Origin of the sequence: Streptomyces sp. NPDC059009 (genome assembly GCF_042740175.1) — a bacterium.
Taxonomy (GTDB): Bacteria; Actinomycetota; Actinomycetes; order Streptomycetales; family Streptomycetaceae; genus Streptomyces.
Window position 1 is genome coordinate 55,160 of sequence record NZ_JBHYJB010000011.1, and the last position, 14,559, is coordinate 69,718.

General features: G+C 69.0%; 15 protein-coding genes and 1 pseudogene. 4 read left to right on the top strand and 12 right to left on the bottom strand.

Annotation, left to right across the window (positions count from 1 at the left end):
- Nucleotides 1-44 precede the first annotated feature (44 nt).
- Together ACFWYM_RS13490 and ACFWYM_RS13495 are read left to right on the top strand one after the other, a co-directional pair.
- Nucleotides 45-731: a DUF317 domain-containing protein gene (locus ACFWYM_RS13490; protein ID WP_384544049.1), complete on the top strand. Its 687-nt coding sequence runs from the start codon at nt 45-47 to the stop codon at nt 729-731.
- A gap of 153 nt (nt 732-884) precedes the next feature.
- On the top strand, nt 885-1,259 hold the full coding sequence (locus ACFWYM_RS13495; RefSeq protein WP_384544191.1) for a hypothetical protein: 375 nt from the start codon (nt 885-887) through the stop codon (nt 1,257-1,259).
- 183 nt (nt 1,260-1,442) lie between these two features.
- On the opposite strand, the gene ACFWYM_RS13500 is transcribed toward ACFWYM_RS13495, so the two are convergent.
- From ACFWYM_RS13500 to ACFWYM_RS13535, 8 genes and pseudogenes are all read right to left on the bottom strand, one after another.
- Nucleotides 1,443-2,378 carry an alpha/beta fold hydrolase gene (locus tag ACFWYM_RS13500; RefSeq protein ID WP_384544047.1) on the bottom strand — a complete coding sequence of 312 codons (936 nt, stop codon included), beginning with the start codon at nt 2,376-2,378 and terminating at the stop codon, nt 1,443-1,445.
- 222 nt (nt 2,379-2,600) lie between these two features.
- The gene (locus tag ACFWYM_RS13505) at nt 2,601-3,644 is read right to left on the bottom strand and encodes a serine hydrolase domain-containing protein (RefSeq protein WP_384834844.1); all 1,044 of its coding nucleotides are present in this window, start codon (nt 3,642-3,644) and stop codon (nt 2,601-2,603) included.
- Nucleotides 3,645-3,732: 88 nt separating this feature from the next.
- Complete coding sequence (locus tag ACFWYM_RS13510) at nt 3,733-4,854, bottom strand: glycosyltransferase family 4 protein (protein WP_384544043.1); 1,122 nt, start codon at nt 4,852-4,854, stop codon at nt 3,733-3,735.
- The gene (locus tag ACFWYM_RS13515) at nt 4,851-5,387 is read right to left on the bottom strand and encodes a deoxycytidine triphosphate deaminase (RefSeq protein WP_384544041.1); all 537 of its coding nucleotides are present in this window, start codon (nt 5,385-5,387) and stop codon (nt 4,851-4,853) included. Before ACFWYM_RS13515 ends, ACFWYM_RS13510 begins: the two co-directional genes overlap by 4 nt.
- Entirely contained in the window at nt 5,384-5,923 is a 540-nt protein-coding gene (gene dcd, locus ACFWYM_RS13520) for a dCTP deaminase (protein ID WP_384834847.1), read from the bottom strand. Before dcd ends, ACFWYM_RS13515 begins: the two co-directional genes overlap by 4 nt.
- Complete coding sequence (locus ACFWYM_RS13525) at nt 5,920-7,155, bottom strand: bifunctional metallophosphatase/5'-nucleotidase (RefSeq protein WP_384544037.1); 1,236 nt, start codon at nt 7,153-7,155, stop codon at nt 5,920-5,922. The genes dcd and ACFWYM_RS13525 overlap by 4 nt, the downstream gene beginning before the upstream one ends.
- Entirely contained in the window at nt 7,152-8,435 is a 1,284-nt protein-coding gene (locus ACFWYM_RS13530; protein WP_384544189.1) for a UDP-N-acetylglucosamine 1-carboxyvinyltransferase, read from the bottom strand. The genes ACFWYM_RS13525 and ACFWYM_RS13530 overlap by 4 nt, the downstream gene beginning before the upstream one ends.
- Before the next feature lie 129 nt (nt 8,436-8,564).
- A pseudogene (locus tag ACFWYM_RS13535) lies at nt 8,565-9,032 on the bottom strand (ATP-binding protein); the annotation flags it as partial.
- A gap of 53 nt (nt 9,033-9,085) precedes the next feature.
- Between ACFWYM_RS13535 and ACFWYM_RS13540 the strand changes: the two are divergent.
- Both ACFWYM_RS13540 and ACFWYM_RS13545 read left to right on the top strand, forming a co-directional pair.
- Nucleotides 9,086-10,366 (top strand): helix-turn-helix domain-containing protein, encoded by a 1,281-nt coding sequence (locus tag ACFWYM_RS13540; protein ID WP_384544035.1) that lies wholly within the window; start codon nt 9,086-9,088, stop codon nt 10,364-10,366.
- The gene (locus ACFWYM_RS13545) at nt 10,363-10,932 is read left to right on the top strand and encodes a flavoprotein (protein ID WP_384544033.1); all 570 of its coding nucleotides are present in this window, start codon (nt 10,363-10,365) and stop codon (nt 10,930-10,932) included. Before ACFWYM_RS13540 ends, ACFWYM_RS13545 begins: the two co-directional genes overlap by 4 nt.
- Here the strand turns inward: ACFWYM_RS13545 and ACFWYM_RS13550 are convergent, their stop codons facing one another.
- From ACFWYM_RS13550 to ACFWYM_RS13565, 4 genes are all read right to left on the bottom strand, one after another.
- Nucleotides 10,933-11,313: a hypothetical protein gene (locus tag ACFWYM_RS13550; protein ID WP_384544031.1), complete on the bottom strand. Its 381-nt coding sequence runs from the start codon at nt 11,311-11,313 to the stop codon at nt 10,933-10,935.
- A gap of 102 nt (nt 11,314-11,415) precedes the next feature.
- A complete protein-coding gene (locus tag ACFWYM_RS13555; RefSeq protein WP_384544029.1) occupies nt 11,416-13,116 on the bottom strand; it encodes a mobilization protein in 1,701 nt (566 codons plus the stop codon).
- 4 nt (nt 13,117-13,120) lie between these two features.
- The gene (locus ACFWYM_RS13560; RefSeq protein ID WP_384544027.1) at nt 13,121-13,522 is read right to left on the bottom strand and encodes a plasmid mobilization protein; all 402 of its coding nucleotides are present in this window, start codon (nt 13,520-13,522) and stop codon (nt 13,121-13,123) included.
- Between the two features lie 331 nt (nt 13,523-13,853).
- Nucleotides 13,854-14,537 (bottom strand): DUF2637 domain-containing protein, encoded by a 684-nt coding sequence (locus tag ACFWYM_RS13565; RefSeq protein WP_384544187.1) that lies wholly within the window; start codon nt 14,535-14,537, stop codon nt 13,854-13,856.
- Nucleotides 14,538-14,559 lie beyond the last annotated feature (22 nt).

A 14,559-nucleotide genomic window follows, 5' to 3' on the forward strand; every position in this document is an offset into this window, starting at 1 on the left:
CGCACCACCCCAACGACCCATTCCGCTCCGACACACACGACCCGGTGTATTGGGTCACTCCGCGCCACTTGGCCGGTGACGATGGCGCTCTCGCCGAGCGAACCGGCAAGACCTTGGCCGACCTCGGCTGGCGTATGTGGCCCACCGCCCGCAACACCCTGCTGTACGTGAGCCCGGACGAGCTGTGCGGCGCCGAATGGATCCTCGCGGCCTACCCCTTCGAGCTGGGCGGCCTGCCTGTGGCCTGGCAGCTGAGCGCCCGTCCTGGTTCTGCCTCGGCGATGACGGAGTGGAATGCGTACTTCACCGCTGGCGTCCCGTTCGAGGCGCTCGCTGATCTCCTCGTCGCACTCAGCACCCGCCCCGCGCCTAACGTCAGTCCTGAAGGCCACGAAAAGGTCCTCGACTCTGTCATCGCCCAGGGCTGGATCCGTGACGTGGACCGACCTCGCTCCACCGCTACGGACCCTGCCTTCTCCTGCAGCATTTCGCTGGAGGTGCTGCCGCCGCTCGTCCAGGATGCCGACCCGCGTCCCGACTTGATGGGCTGGCAGGCATGGGCGGAACCCGTCCTCGGTGCTCCGTATCTGTGGTGTGCCAGCTTCAGCGCCAGCGTCCCTCACGACCTGGTCGCCGCGTTCGCCTCCTCGCTCGCATCACCGGTACCGGTGCCCCGCCGCACCCTGCCCGAGAGCGCTGAGGGTCGGCTTCGGGTAGTGCGCCGCAGCTGACCGGAGCCGGAGTGGCTTGTGCTGCCAGTCGCTGACTTCCCCTGAGATACCCGCTTCCTGCACCCATCCGATGAGAGAAGGAGTCTCTGCGTGTTCCGACGACGTGCTCGTGCCGACCGTGAGTTCCGTGAAGTCCAGCGTGCCGGCCAGGCGATGCTGGCGATGCACACCGAGTGGCCGGACCCGGATGTCACGGCGCCGGACCCGACCGTGCCGGCTGACGCCACGGTGGTGCCCGACTTCCTGCCGCCGGCGTTCCGGGCGCCGTGCCGGCAGAACGTGTCGGGGTTCATGATGCGTTGGGACCTGCCGCTCGTCATCGAGGGTGAGGTCCACGCGTGCCACTGCGGTGCGTACCGGAACTGGATCGTCTTCAACATGCGCGACGACTCGGTGTGGCTGCGCTGCGAGGCCGGCCACGAGACGCAGGAGACCCGGCTGGACACCGCCTGGTACAACCGCAACTCCGGTCCGGTCGACCGCTTCCACCCCACCCTCGAAGACGGCTTGCGCCACCTCGGCCACTGAGAGAGCGAAACCCCTTCCCCCACTCCTGCGTTCGTCGGCACCCGGAGGGCCGACCCGATCAGACCGTCCGTCTCGCATCACCATCAGCAACAGCGCAATGACTAGCTGAGGCCCAAGCCAACTGCCGTCTCGGCACAGGCTGGGGTGGTCAGCGTTCTGTGTCGGGACGTGCGGGAATGCGGCCTATTCCAGAGTCTTGATCCAGTCGGTCACGACCTGGACATAGCGGTGCGGGTCTGCGGCGTGCATCTGGTGGGCGGCGTCGGGCAGCGAGGTGTAGGTGACGGGCTGGCCGGTGGCCTGCATGATGCGGCAGGCGTTCTGCGCCTGGAGGTCGGTGCAGGCTCCGAGCATGTGGCCGGTTGCGGGGTCGGTCATCCGGGCGTGGTGGGTGAACAGAACCGGGACCCGCACCTGCTCAAGGATGGTCTCGTGGTCGCTGGAGGCGAAGGCCAGGCCGCCGGCCCACGATGCTGCCACCTCCGGGTCGAACTCCTTGAGGTGCTGCGGAGGTTCGGGATCGTACTTGCTGCCGGCCAGCATGCCGGGGAGTTCCTTGGGCGCCGCCTGCACGAGGCCATTCCAGTCGCCGATCGACCACTGGTTGCCCAGCCACTTGCTTCGCAGCTCGAACACCGGCCCCAGGTTCGTCCGCACTCCCGGCCCGTAGGCCGGAGCGATCTCGCAGGCGAACAGTGGCGGGTCTTCCAGGATCGCGGCGCGCAGCTGTCCCGGTTTGGCGTACGCGGCCAGCCATGCGGTCATGACGCCGCCGACCGAGTTGCCGGCCACCACGGCGGGCCGCTTGATGACCAGGTCCATAAAGCGGACCAGGTCGTTGCCGAAGTTGTCCAGCGCGTAGCGGCCGGGCGTCCACGTGGTGCGGCCCTGGCCGCGGGTGTCGACCGCGAACACCTGGAACTGAGAGGCCAGCAGGCCGATCGCTTCCTCGTAGGTCCACCAGGAATCCGCCCCGCCCGGAACCAGCAGAAGCGCAGGGGTGTTCGGATCGCCCTCCACGACGTAGTTCATCCGAATCTCGCCGAGATCCACTGTGTGCTCACTGAACCGATGCTGGGCGAAGATCCCGGCGCGGTCGGCAGCCTCAGAGATGCCCATATCGGAGCCCCCTTCCTCATGTCCCGAATGTCTGCGCTATATCAACATGCGCCGGTACGCCTCATCCGCTGACACTCCGTCTGCAAGCGGTCCTGGGAGCCATTCGAGTCCCCATCCTGGTGGTCATCTCCGGCGCTCCTGGCCTGGTCGACGCCCATCTGGCGAAGGCTGTCGACAAGGCCCGCCCCGTGGAGTGAGCGTGCCCGCCGAGCGGCTCTCGCCTCAGTCGAAGGCGAGCCCACGGAAGGTGTTGCGGATGTCCGTCAGTGGTTGACGGTCGCGCGTGTAATAGAGCTTGTTGGTCAGGAACACCGCCCATCGCCGTTGACGAGGCGAGATCCACATGCCGGTGCCGGTGAAGCCGTAATGGACCCAGACGTCTTCGGCGGGGGTGGTGCCGGGGGCGGGGTGCCAGAACAATCCGCGTACGGGTTCCAGGGCTCCGGTCTGGACGGTCAGTGATTCTGCGGTCCATGCCGGACCGAACCCGGCCCGCACCGGGGCGGCCGTGGCGTCGAGCATGTAGCGCAGGAAAGCGGCGAGGTCGTCGAGGATCGTGAAGACACCGGCGATTCCGCATGCTCCGCCCAGGAGCCGGGCCGAGAAGTCGTGGGCAACGCCCTTGAGGTGCGTATCGGTGTCCTGGTCGAGTTCGGTCGGTGCGCAGCGGGCGGCGACCTCGGCCGGCAGCGGCCCGAAGCGGGTGGAGTGCATGCAGAGCGGCCGCCAAGTCCTCTCCACGGAGAGGTGGTTGAGGCTCTCGCCAGACAGGTATTCGGCGAGGTAGCCGAGGACGAGGGCGGCTCGGTCGGTGTACTCGACGGCCTCGCCGGGCTGGCGGTGCAGGGCTTCGTGTAGGACGCCGTCGCGGATGTCCTGGGCATCGGTGCCGTAGAGGTTCTTCAGCTGAGCCCGCAGAGGAAGGCCGGCGGTGTGGGTCAGCAGGTGCCGGGCTGTTGCCGCTCCGAGTGGGTGGCCGGCGACCTCGGGCCAGAAGGCGTCGAGCGGGACGTCGAGGTCGAGCTTGCCGTCCTCCCAGAGAGCACCGATCGAGGACCAGACGGCGAGGATCTTGGTGAGGCTGGCAGCGTCGAAGATGGTGTCCCGACGCATCGGAGTATCCGGCTCGTCGGGGTCGAGGACGCCAGCCGTGCCCGACGCACCGACGCCGACGGCGTCGCCAACGGCCCACACGGCGCCTGGGTAGACCTTGTCTCGGACGCCTTCACCCAGCAGCTGCTCGATGCGATCGGTGCGGTACGTCATGGTCTCCCTGTTCGTCGTGGGTATCCCGTCGTCAGGGTAGTGACGCGGGCGGGAGGGTTCGGGGAACGCTTCCGCCTTGGTGTCGGCATCAGGTGAACTGCTGACCGAGTTCGGTCAGGGCCTGAGCGGTCACCGAGAGCGGATAGCGGGCGGCGTTCGCGTAGCCCGCCTGCCGAAGCGCCGGCAGCAGGGCCGGCGCGGTGCGCAGCCGATCCAGGTCGCGGGCGAGCGCGGCGGAGTGAGTGAAGTCGGTGGCCACCCCGGACACGGCGAGAACCTCGTTGAGGCCGGGCACTGGCTGGTAGAGGACGGGCAGGCCACAGGCTTGGGCCTCCAGCGCGACCAGGCCCATGGCCTCCAGGGTCGTGGACGGCATGACCAGTACGTCGTGCTCGGCGAAGGCTTTCCACAGTTGTGGGCGGCGGAGCCAGCCGAGATACCGGGCTCGCACTCCGGTCCGCTGGAGCAGCGGGGCCAACGCGTGGAACTGGGTTCTCGGCGCGGCGATGCTCAGTTCGATGCCTGGAATGGGGGCCAGGGCTGTGACCAGGTGTTCGGCTCCCTTCTCGGCGGTCAGTCGCCCTGCATACAGCAGCCGCAGGTGACTGGTCGAGCTGCGCGCGGGCCGGGACGGCGGATCGGTGAGCAGATGGTCGGGGATGCCCCAGGGGATGTGGACAACCTTGTGGCGGTCAACCTGCGGGGCGAGCCGGAGAAGGCGATCGGCCATCGCGCCCGTGGGGACCACGATCGCGTCGGCGGCCCTCGCTGTCTCGCGAAGGACTTGGAGTTGGTCGCGGTGGGCTTCGGCGAAGAGCAGGTCGGTGCCGTGGACCAATGCGATCCGCGGATGCGTTGGCAGGGCGCGGAGCAAGGCTGGTGTGGCGCCGAACGTGAGGTGCTGCAGGTGCAGTACGCCGATCTGCGCTGGGTCGATCGCGGATATGAGGGCCTGGCGCAGCGCCGCGACGTAGCGACTGAAGCGGGCGCCTTCCATGCACTTCCCGGACACCGGCAGCATGTTGAGCCCCGCCGGAAGCCGGGGTCTGGGGCCCGTTGGCGCCAGCATGAATGCCCGCGCGGGGATCAGGGGTTTGTCGCCTGTGTAGAGGTCGAGGAAGAGTTCGACGCTGCCTCCGGGGCTGCCGGCCGGGAGGTCCAGGAAGGTGGCGGTCAGCGGACCCGCGTCCGGGTGTGCGGCGGGGTTCACAGCGCTCCTTGAGGGATCTCTTCGTACAGGCGGGAGATGTCGATGCCGTTCGTGGCGGCGTACTTGGCGGGCTGTTGCTGGTAGCTGGCGGGGACGCCGAGGGCTGTGAGGAAGACGAGCTTGCCGAAGGTCATTCCCGGATAGATCCGGGCGGGCTTCGCGGCCCGGATCTCCAGGGTCCAGCGGATCGCGTGGCCCTGATGGCCGAGCGGGGCGGAGACGTGGACCCAGATGCCGAGAGCGCCGATGGTGCGGTCACCGTTGAGTAGTTGCGCGTACGTTTCCGAGCCCGTCCTCTCCAGAGTCACGCCGAGGTAGAGCACTCCGGGCCGCAGAACCAACCCGGAGGCAGGGATGGGGTGTTCGGTGAACACGGTGGGCGCAGCGGCGTCGAGTTCGCTGTCGCAGACGCGGATCGTGTTGCCCAGGCGCCAGTCGTAGGAGTTGGGGGAGAGCCGTGCCGGATCGTAGGGGGCGATGGTGATCTCTCCCGTGCGGACGGCGGCGGCGATGGCCGGGCCCGTGAGGATCATGACGCGACCGCCTGGATGCGTGCCGAGTCCCGCCAGTAACGGGAGGGCTGCGGGCCGGCGGCGCCCTGGTACTTGCCGCGGTACAGATCGACGTCGCCGGCGGAAACGAAGAACATGACCTGCCCGATCTTCATGCCCGAGTACACCCGCAGCGGGCGGATGGGCGAGAGCATCAGCGTCCACTGACCGTGGAACCCGATGTCGCCGATAGGCGCGGTGATCTCGACGAACAACCCGAGCCTCCCGACCGACGAACGGCCGAAGAGCAGCGGGACGAAGACGTCCGAGCCGACCTCCTCGACGGTGTGGCCGAGGTACAGCTCTCCAGGCTGGAGGACGTATCCATCCTTGCCGATCAGGATGGAACGGGTGGGGTTGGCGCGGTGGGCGTCGATCACCTTGGAGGCGTACGTCAGCAGGGTGGAGCCGAGGCGGACGTTGTAGCTGTTGGGGTTCGTCTGGTCCGGTGCGAAGGGGGTGATGCGCAGGCGGCCGTCGGTCACGGCGGCGTTGATCTCGGGCCCGGTGAGGATCATTGCTCGCCTTCTTCCTGAGGATCGACGGAGTTGGGGAGCGGGGCAGTTAGGACGCGGCATACGGCCTGGCCGAGTCGTATGCCTGCTTGATGAGTTCGTCCGCCGAGATAGCTGTCGGCGAGGTAGTCGGTGGTCAGCACGGTGCGGACCTCCGGTGGCAGGGGAGTGGGGGCGACGACAAGGGGGCCGACACGGTCGGTGAGGTGGTCGAGCAGCTTGTCGTGGTCCTGGGCGCGATCCTTGGGGAGGAAGGCGTGTACGAGCTGGTTGTCGAAGGGCTCGATGGCCAGCAGGTCGCCGAGGGTGAGGGTGGCGCCGAGCTGCACGGGGCGCAGTGCGGTCTCGTTGAGGACGACCGCGTCAGCACCGAGTCCGGTGTGCAGTCGACCGGCGATGTCTTCGAGTAGGCGACGGCGGTCCAGAGGCATGTTGCGGAGGGGCTCGGCCACGGTGCCGAGGGGACTGTTCAGTTGCTGCCCGATGGTCGAGATCTCTGCCAGCAGGGCGGCGAGGCCGTGAGGAGCGGCGTGGGCGTCGGGGAAGGTGCAGGTGCGGGCGGCCCATCCGCTGCCTACGGGTTCGGCGGCGGCGTATCCGGCGCCGAGTTCGCGTCCCTTGACCACCAGGGTGTCGCCGACGTGCGTGGGGCCGAGGGTGTCGCTGTGGCAGTGCCCGGCGAAGATGACGTCGGCGAACGGGCAGGCGGCGGCCAGCTTCAAGTCCTCCTCGAAGCCGGAGTGGGACAGCACCATCCAGGCGTCGGCCCGATGGTGGTGGTTCAGCATCACTTCGCGCAGGGCCTGGGCGGGGTTGGTGACGCGGTGGCCGGCGCGTTGATCGACGGGAATGGCGTTGAACGCCTGCGGGCCCATCACCGCGGTGACAGCGACCCGCCGACCTCCGATGTCGGAGATGCGTACGCGGTCGAAGAGCGGCTCACCGCTGTCGCCGGTCGTGTTCGCGCACACCGTCATCCGGTGTAGCCGTGGCTCGAAGTAGTGCGGCCAGCCGTGGTTTCCGGGTGCGAGTACGTCGTACAGGGTGGTGAGGATCTCGCGCTCGATGCGCCCCTTGCCGAGGTGGTAGAAGCCGCTGCCCTCGAAGAAGTCGCCGCAGTCCACGATCAGGCTGTCGGGCCTGGCGGCGTGGAGGTAAACGAGCATCGGTATGGCCGAGTCAAAGGTGGAGTGGACGTCGGTCGTGGCGATGATCCGCCGTAGCTGACGGTTCACGGGAGCACCTCGCAGATGTCGGCGCCCAAGGCGTGCAGCTTGACGGGCAGGTCGGCGTGTCCGCGCCGGAGCTGTTCGAGGCCGCCGAGCGTGGTCACGCCGCGAGCGGTTAGGCCGGCGATGAGCAGGGCCGAGCCCGTACGGATGTCGGTGGCCTCCACTCCGGCGCCCGTCAGCTGCTGCGGCCCGGCGAAGCGGCACTGCGTTGATGACAGCTCGTCGATCGTGGCCCCGAGGCGGACGAGCTGGGGCAGCAGGTTGCCGTGGCGGCCGGGGTTGATGTCGTCGGAGAACAGGTGGGTGCCGGGAAGGGTGAGGGCCAGGGCCATCAGCGGTGGTTCGAAGTCCGCGTCCAGGCCGCCGGGGGACAGGGAGGCGATGGCTCGTAGCGGTCGGCCCGTGGGCTGAGCGTCCTCGGCCTGGACGGCGAGGGTGCCGTCCTTGGCCTCTGCGGGTACGCCGAGCCAGCGCAGTGCGCTGACGAGGGGCGCGACGTTGTCGCTGCGCACGCCGAGGACGCGTGCGTTGCCCCCGCTCACCGCGACCGCGCAGGCCAAGGTGCCGGCCTCGATCTTGTCTCCGGGCACCCTCCACGCGAGCGTGTCGTCGGTGACGGACCGCGGCGGCTGGAGCGTGAGGACGGTCTCGCTGATCCGACATTCCCACCCAGCGATCTCCAACGCTTCTATGACGCTGAGCACTTCGGGCGACAGATTCGGTTGGCCCAGGCGTAGCGGCCTTCCAGCGACGACCGCGCGCAGGACAGCGGCGATGCTCGCTCCGCGGGACCGGAAGGGCAGCATGATCGACACCGTGCCGCGTCCACCCGTGGCCGCCTCGACGACATAGCCGCGGTCATCGACGGTCGTGCGATCACCGAAGCGCTCGTACACCTTGAAGTGCTGCTCCATCCCGCGCTGCCCGATGGCACAGCCGCCCGGCCACGGCAAGCGGGCTCGTCCGTAGGCGCCGAGCAGTGCTGGAACCAGGTAGTACGAAGCCCGGATGCGGGCGGCGACCTCGGGGTCCGGATCAGGCTGTGGTTTGTCGCTCGGCAGGATCACCGTGGTGTGTGGATCGCTGACCGGACAGGCCGCGTGCCAGCCGGCCTGCTGGAGAAGGGTGAGCATCGTCGCGACATCCGTGTTCGCCGGGACGTTGCTCAGGTGCACCGGGCGGTGGATGGCCGCCGCGGCGGCCAGCAGGGGCAGGGCGGCGTTCTTCGATCCGTCGACGGTCACCGCCCCGGTGAGCGGAGCGCTCGGTCGCACGGCGACCACTTCGGCGGCGACTGGGGGAATCCGCACGGCAGGCAACAGTCGACTCCTCTGCTGGGGAAGGTGTGTTGCGAGGACTGGAGGCGGGACGCTGCACTCGAACTCGGCCCAGCAGCGCTTGCCGGAAGGCAGCGAGTCGAAGCCGTGGCGATCTGCGAGTGCGGCGACGAGGAAGAGACCGCGACCGTCTTCCTCGTCCGCATTGGGCAGGCCGATCTCGGGGATCTCGGAGCTGGTGTCGATCACAGCGATCCGCAGTGCTCTGTCGTGCAGGTCGGCGCCGGCCGTGATGGGACCGTCGTGTGCGTGCCGAACCGCGTTCGTGATCAGCTCCGAGGCCACCAGCTCTGCTGCATCCAGGAGTTCAGACCCCAGAAGGGCGCCCCAATTCCGTATCTCCTCGGCGATCTGCCGGCGCGCGTTCGCGGCACCGGCAGGTGTGCCGGAGACGGAAATCCGGATGTGGTGCGCCTCCATGAGCGGCCTCCTGGATCGGTTCGGCCACTCCAAGCAACCGCCACACGGGCCCCGCGAACCAGGACGTGTGCCGGTGCTGCATCGTCTATGCAGGAGCTGCATCACGGTGAACTGCCAGTCCATTACGCTCGGTTGAGCAGGCAGGATCGGCGACGGCAGGAGGAGCCGTGGCACAGATGGCCGAAGCACAAAGCGAAGCGAGACGGATCGGTGAAGTGATCCGTCAGGCACGCGTATTACAGCGGCGCTCGCAGAAGGACGTCGCGTCCGCCCTGGGCTATCACCAGTCCAAGGTGAGCCGCCTGGAAGGCGGCCGGGGCACGGAGGACGTCCGCATGCTGCGTGAGGTCGCGCAGGTGCTGGCGATCCCGCCGCACCGCCTCGGCCTCGCCGCCGCTTCGGACATCAGCCCCTCCGAACCAGAGACATCCGAGACAGAGGACATGCGCCGCCGTACCGTTCTCGCCGCCGGCATCGCCGCGCTCGCGGCCCCGACCATCCCCACCACCGCCCACCAGGACCTGGTCCAGTCGCTACTGCCCGGAGCGGCCCGCGTGACTGCCGAGCCGGTGCCGGATCTCCAAAGCCTGCGAGACAAAGTCACAGGCGTACGACGCCTCTTCTGCACGTGCGAGTACACCGAGCTAGAGGGCACGCTGCCCGTCCTGATCGGGCAGCTACGGCAGGCCATCAGCGAAAGCCCCGGCTCGAGCGACCTGTCCGGTCTCCTCGCCACGACGTACCAGACCTCGGCGAGCCTGCTGCTCAAGCAGAGTGACCAGGGCAACGCCTGGCTCGCGGTCGGACGCGCCATGGCCGAGGCCGAACGCTCCGGCGACCCCGTCGTCCTCGCCTCCAGTGTCCGCGTGCACGCCCACGCCCTGGCCCGCGACAGTCACACCGCCCAGGCTGTCACCCTTGTCCGGCACACTGCCGACCAGCTCACGGGTTCGTACGATCAGCGGTCCCCGAGGTACCTCGCGGCGCTCGGACTGCTGCTCCTGCGCGGGGTCACCGCCGCCAGCAGCGGCGGTGACCGCTCCGCGACCCAGGACTTCCTCACCGAGGCGAAGGAAGTCGCCCGTTACGTCGCGCTCGACAGCCCCGACGCCTGGGCCAACTTCAGCCCGACCAACGTCGCCCTGCACGGACTCAGCGCGGCCGTCGTCTTCGGCGACGCGGGCGTCGCCCTGGACACCGCCCGACCTCTCATGCGCCGACACATCCCCGTCCCGGAGCGCCGTGCCGCCCTGTGGATCGAGGCCGGCCGCGCATACAGCCAGCAGGGCCGCCTGGCGGACGGCTACCAGGCCCTACGTATCGCCGAGAGCTGCGCGGCCCAGGACATCCGCCGCCCGGCCGTCCGCGAGCTGGTGGCCGACATGGCCGTCCGCGACCGCCGCCGTACGCTGCCTGAACTGCACCGCTTCAGTCGCCAACTGGGAGTCCCCGCGTGAGTGATCAGCCAGACCAGCAGACCGAGCCGACCCAGAGGAAGCCGTTCCTGTACGTCGTCGTGTGCGCCTGCGGCATCGCCGGCGACGTCGGCAAGCTGATCACCGCGGCTCAGGAGGCGAACTGGGATGTGGGCGTCGTCGCCACTCCTCAGGGCCTCGGCTTCATAGACGCCGAGGCGATCGAGACCCAGACCGGCTACCCGATCCGCTCGGCCTGGCGGCAGCCCGGCGACCCTCGCCCGCTGCCGCCGGCCGACGCCATCGCGGTGGCGCCGGCGACCTTCAACACGATCAACAAGTGGGCGTCCGGGATCTCCGACACCTTGGCGCTGGGCATCCTGTGCGAGGCATACGGGATGGGCATCCCGATCGCCGCGTTCCCGTACCTGAACCGGGCCCAGGCCGCCCACCCCGCGTACGCACGCAGCCTCGATGTGCTGCGCGAGATGGGCGTCCTGATCGGCTCGTACGAGCCCCACAAGCCGAAGGCCGGCGGCGGTGCCGACCGCTACCGCTGGGAGGAAGCGCTGGAGCTGCTCACTCCCAAGCTGTCCGCGTCGGCCTGATCAGAAGGTGTACGGGGCGAACGGACGAACTGGTTCACGGACGAGTCGGAGGATTCGATCGACTTCGGCCCGGTCTTCCTCGCTCATGATCTTGGCGGCGTTGCCGAGGGTGTTCTCCCCGAGCCGTTCCAAGAACAGGTCCAGAAAGCGCACCGATACATCGGCAGCGTCCCGCTTCGTGCGTCGGTACTCCTGATAGCGCTCTATCTGTGCCTTGGCCTCTTCGAGTTCGGCGCGAGTGGCCTGCAAGGCGATGACCTGTTCCGCGTACGTGAACGGCCGTCCGTCAGTGTGAGACCACGTGTGGGTGTCTGTGCGGTAGGTGAAGTCCGCATCGCATAGGAGGGCGACGATGCGGGGTCGAACTTCGGTCTGAGCCATACAGGGGTTCCTTCCGGGGCCGGGGGTTGAGGCACAAATGCTCCGGACGATCCCCGGTTTCGGTAACCGGGGATCGTCGGCTATGTTCCGCTCGCTCGCTGGTCAGCGCCGGTGCGACGGTGACCGCGGTTGAAGCGGGGCGACGGCCGTCGGGAGGACTGAAGCGCCGTGACCTTGTGCAGCGCTCCGAGCCTTGGCTGCCTGGGCCCGGGGACTGGGGGCATGACGCTCGCCGAGACGGCGGACGCGCCAGGTCAGCGCACGGGCGGGGCTGTGGGCGTCGTCCAGGGGGCGTTGGCCGAGTGCCTGGTCGAGGACGGTGGTCGCGTTGTGCCCGGCGGCCTCTGCCTCGGCGAGCACGGTGGCGAGGGCTTCCCAGGCGGGGTCGTTGAGGATGCGCTCGGCGTGATCGGGGACCGCCTGCTGGAGGTGGCGGGCGAAGCGCTGTTTCATCTGGAGGCCGGGTGTGCGTTGCGCGAGGCCCGCCAGGACCGGCTCGGAGACCTGTGCGTACGCGATCTGCAGGTGGACGAGCGCCTGCTCGGCCGCTGCTTCTTGCTGGGTGTGCTGGTGCGTGCGGTGCCAGTGCATCGCGAACGCCACCGCCGTGAGCACGGTGTCCAGGAGCATCGCGAACCCGGACCCGTCGCCGTCGGTGGGCCTCTCGCGCCAGATCGCCTGGACGCTGCGACGCAGGGCACGGGTGCTGTCCAGGTCGGCCGCGATGCGGGAGCGGGTGGCGCGTTCGAAGGCGACGGCGGCTTGCTCAAGCTCAGCCCTCACCGTGGCCGGCCCGGTGATCGGCAGCAGATCCAGCATCGCGCCGAGCGCGACCAGTTGGCCTTGAGCGGCCTTCTCATCGCCCAGGAAGAGGTGGTGGGGGATACGTTCCGCGGCGGCTGTCGCCTGGTGCCACGGGTCACCTGGACGGACAGCGACCGGCTCAGGGCTTGTGGTGGCGAGGCTCTTGCGGATCTTGGGCAGGGACAGGTCGGGGGCGAGGGTGGAGCCGGCGTAGAACACCGGCTCGCCCTTGTCGTTGGTGTCGTCGGGCAGGGCGAAGTTGCAGCCGAGCGCGTCGCCGGAGGGGCCGAGTTTGAGGCGCACCGTAACGCCGGTGGCCTCCAGCAGGGCGAAGAACTCGGTCTCGTCGGATGCGGCGGCGACGGCTCGGCGTACCCGCAGGCGTAGGACATCGCGGGTGGCGGCGTCCTGGCCCAGGCGCTTGGCTTTGAAGTGCTCCTTGCTGGTGGGAGTCTTGGCGGCGGTTCCGTCGCCCTGCTTCAACCGCCTGAGCCCGTAGTCGATTTCGATCTTGCGGGCCTCGCGCTGGACGGCGCGCTGGTCGTAGCCGCGCTCGGGGCGACGGCCGTCCTGGCGTACGAGGGTGGCGGCGATGTGGATGTGATCGTCGGCGTGGCGGACAGCTACCCAGCGGCAGGCTTCCTGATCCCCGTCGGGTGCGATGCCGGCGGCGGCCACGATGCGTCGGGCGATGTCGGCCCACTGGGCGTCGGTGAGGATCGGGTCCTCGGGTGCGGCGCGGACGGGGCAGTGCCACACGGTGTCCTTGGGTGCCTTGTCGCCGAGCATCTTCACGGGCTGGTCGAGCTGGGCGACGAGCTGGGCCATCACTTCCTTGGGATCGCGCTGGGGGCTGCGGCCGGGATCGGGGGCGAAGCCGTTCCAGGACGCCACGAGGTGAGGGTCGATGTGTTCGTTGGCACGGCCCTTGCCGAAGAGGTAGCCGATCGTGCGGCGCGTGGCCTCCGGACCTGAGCCGAGAATGATCTTGGGTATCAAGTGCTCACCGCCCCTCAGTGACCTGAGCGATGGCGGTGTCCAGCTCGGCGACGGTCGCTTCGAGGCGGTCCAGGAGCTGTTGCACGGTGTCGGGGTGGGGCCAGGCGCCGTCCTTGTGGAGGTGCCAGGTGAGCTGGTTGAGGTTGCTGCCGATCATGCCGAGTTGCCCGTTGGCGGCCATGAGCGCCTTGATCATGGCGCGGTAGTCGGCGACGGCTGCGGTGGGGTCCTCGGAGCGGGCGGCGGCGAGCGAGCACTCGGCCACATAGCCACCCGGCGCCATACGGCTCAGGGCGGCAGCGTTCTTCACGAGGGTGAACTCGTCGTCGCTGTAGCGGGGGTGGACGCGGCGCTCGCGCAGCTGCTTGTCACGCAGACGGCGACGCGGCGCAGACTGCTTCGGCACACTCGACGACGGCTCGGCTCCTCCTGTCTCGGTCGGCACCCCTGGGCCGTCCGACGCTGGCGCCGCCCCGGCGCCGGAAGCCTCCGCCCCCTGCGGGGCGGGGGCCGGGTAAGGACTCCTTACCCGACAACTTGCTGCGCTGTTGAGGCTGGTGGTGCCGTCGAGGTTGGTGGTTTTCTCCGTTTGGGAGGAGGGGAGTTCGTGGTGCTGGTCGTGCATGGGTGGTTCTCCGTGGGGCGCTGGTGACGAGTGCTTCGCTGCGTGTGACCCCGTGTCCCCGTGCAGACATGCACGGGGACACGGGGTGGGCTGTACGGCGCGTACGCAGGGGTCAGGCGGCGCTGGCCGGGGCCTGGGCGAGTTCCCTCGGCTGCTGAGAGGCGGCCTCGTCGAGTTCGGCCTGAAGGATGTCCTTGAGCTTGTCCGCCTCCGTCCTGCCGATGGTCAATTCCCTGGTACGGAACGTGGCTTCGATGTGGCGGCGTGAGGCGCGACCCTTGCGGCCCAGCGGCGCGGTGCGCGCGAGGGCGAGCCGTTCGGGAGAGATCTCGCGGGGCTCGTGATCCCGTGGCTCGGCGGAGGGTTGCGGGCCGTTAGCCACTTCAGTGGTGTCCGGGGCCACGTCGGGCGAGGTGGCCGGCTCGGGGGTGTGGTGCAGGACCTTCGCCACGAGGTCGGAGCCGAAGTAGATCGACCCGACCGGGAGGGAGGTCGCCAGCAGGACGAGGGCCCAGTTCGCCAGGTCCCAGTCGGTCAGTCGGCCCCACCGGACAGACTCGGTGTGCAGGGCCGGTACGAGGCCGTGGACGTAGTTCAGCAAGAGGCTGGCGATCGTGTAGGTCGCCAGGACCCGCAGTGCGAACTTCCGGTCGGCGCCGGGCAGTACGAGGGTGGCGACCAGGGCGAGGGCCATCAGTCCGTCGACCACGATTGGGTAGAGCAGGGCGGCGGTGTAGTCGGCGCCGACGGCGCGAGCCACGTCGGACAGCGCGTTCCACGAGACCCGGAACGCCATGAGGACGACGGCCACCAGGCCG

Coding starts and splice junctions, on each gene's coding strand:
- ACFWYM_RS13495 (WP_384544191.1), top strand. CDS start 885: ATGCTGGCGATGCACACCGAGTGGCCGGACCCGGATGTCACGGCGCCG.
- ACFWYM_RS13500 (WP_384544047.1), bottom strand. CDS start 2,378: ATGGGCATCTCTGAGGCTGCCGACCGCGCCGGGATCTTCGCCCAGCAT.
- ACFWYM_RS13505 (WP_384834844.1), bottom strand. CDS start 3,644: ATGACGTACCGCACCGATCGCATCGAGCAGCTGCTGGGTGAAGGCGTC.
- ACFWYM_RS13515 (WP_384544041.1), bottom strand. CDS start 5,387: ATGATCCTCACGGGCCCGGCCATCGCCGCCGCCGTCCGCACGGGAGAG.
- dcd (WP_384834847.1), bottom strand. CDS start 5,923: ATGATCCTCACCGGGCCCGAGATCAACGCCGCCGTGACCGACGGCCGC.
- ACFWYM_RS13540 (WP_384544035.1), top strand. CDS start 9,086: ATGGCCGAAGCACAAAGCGAAGCGAGACGGATCGGTGAAGTGATCCGT.
- ACFWYM_RS13550 (WP_384544031.1), bottom strand. CDS start 11,313: ATGGCTCAGACCGAAGTTCGACCCCGCATCGTCGCCCTCCTATGCGAT.
- ACFWYM_RS13565 (WP_384544187.1), bottom strand. CDS start 14,537: ATGGCGTTCCGGGTCTCGTGGAACGCGCTGTCCGACGTGGCTCGCGCC.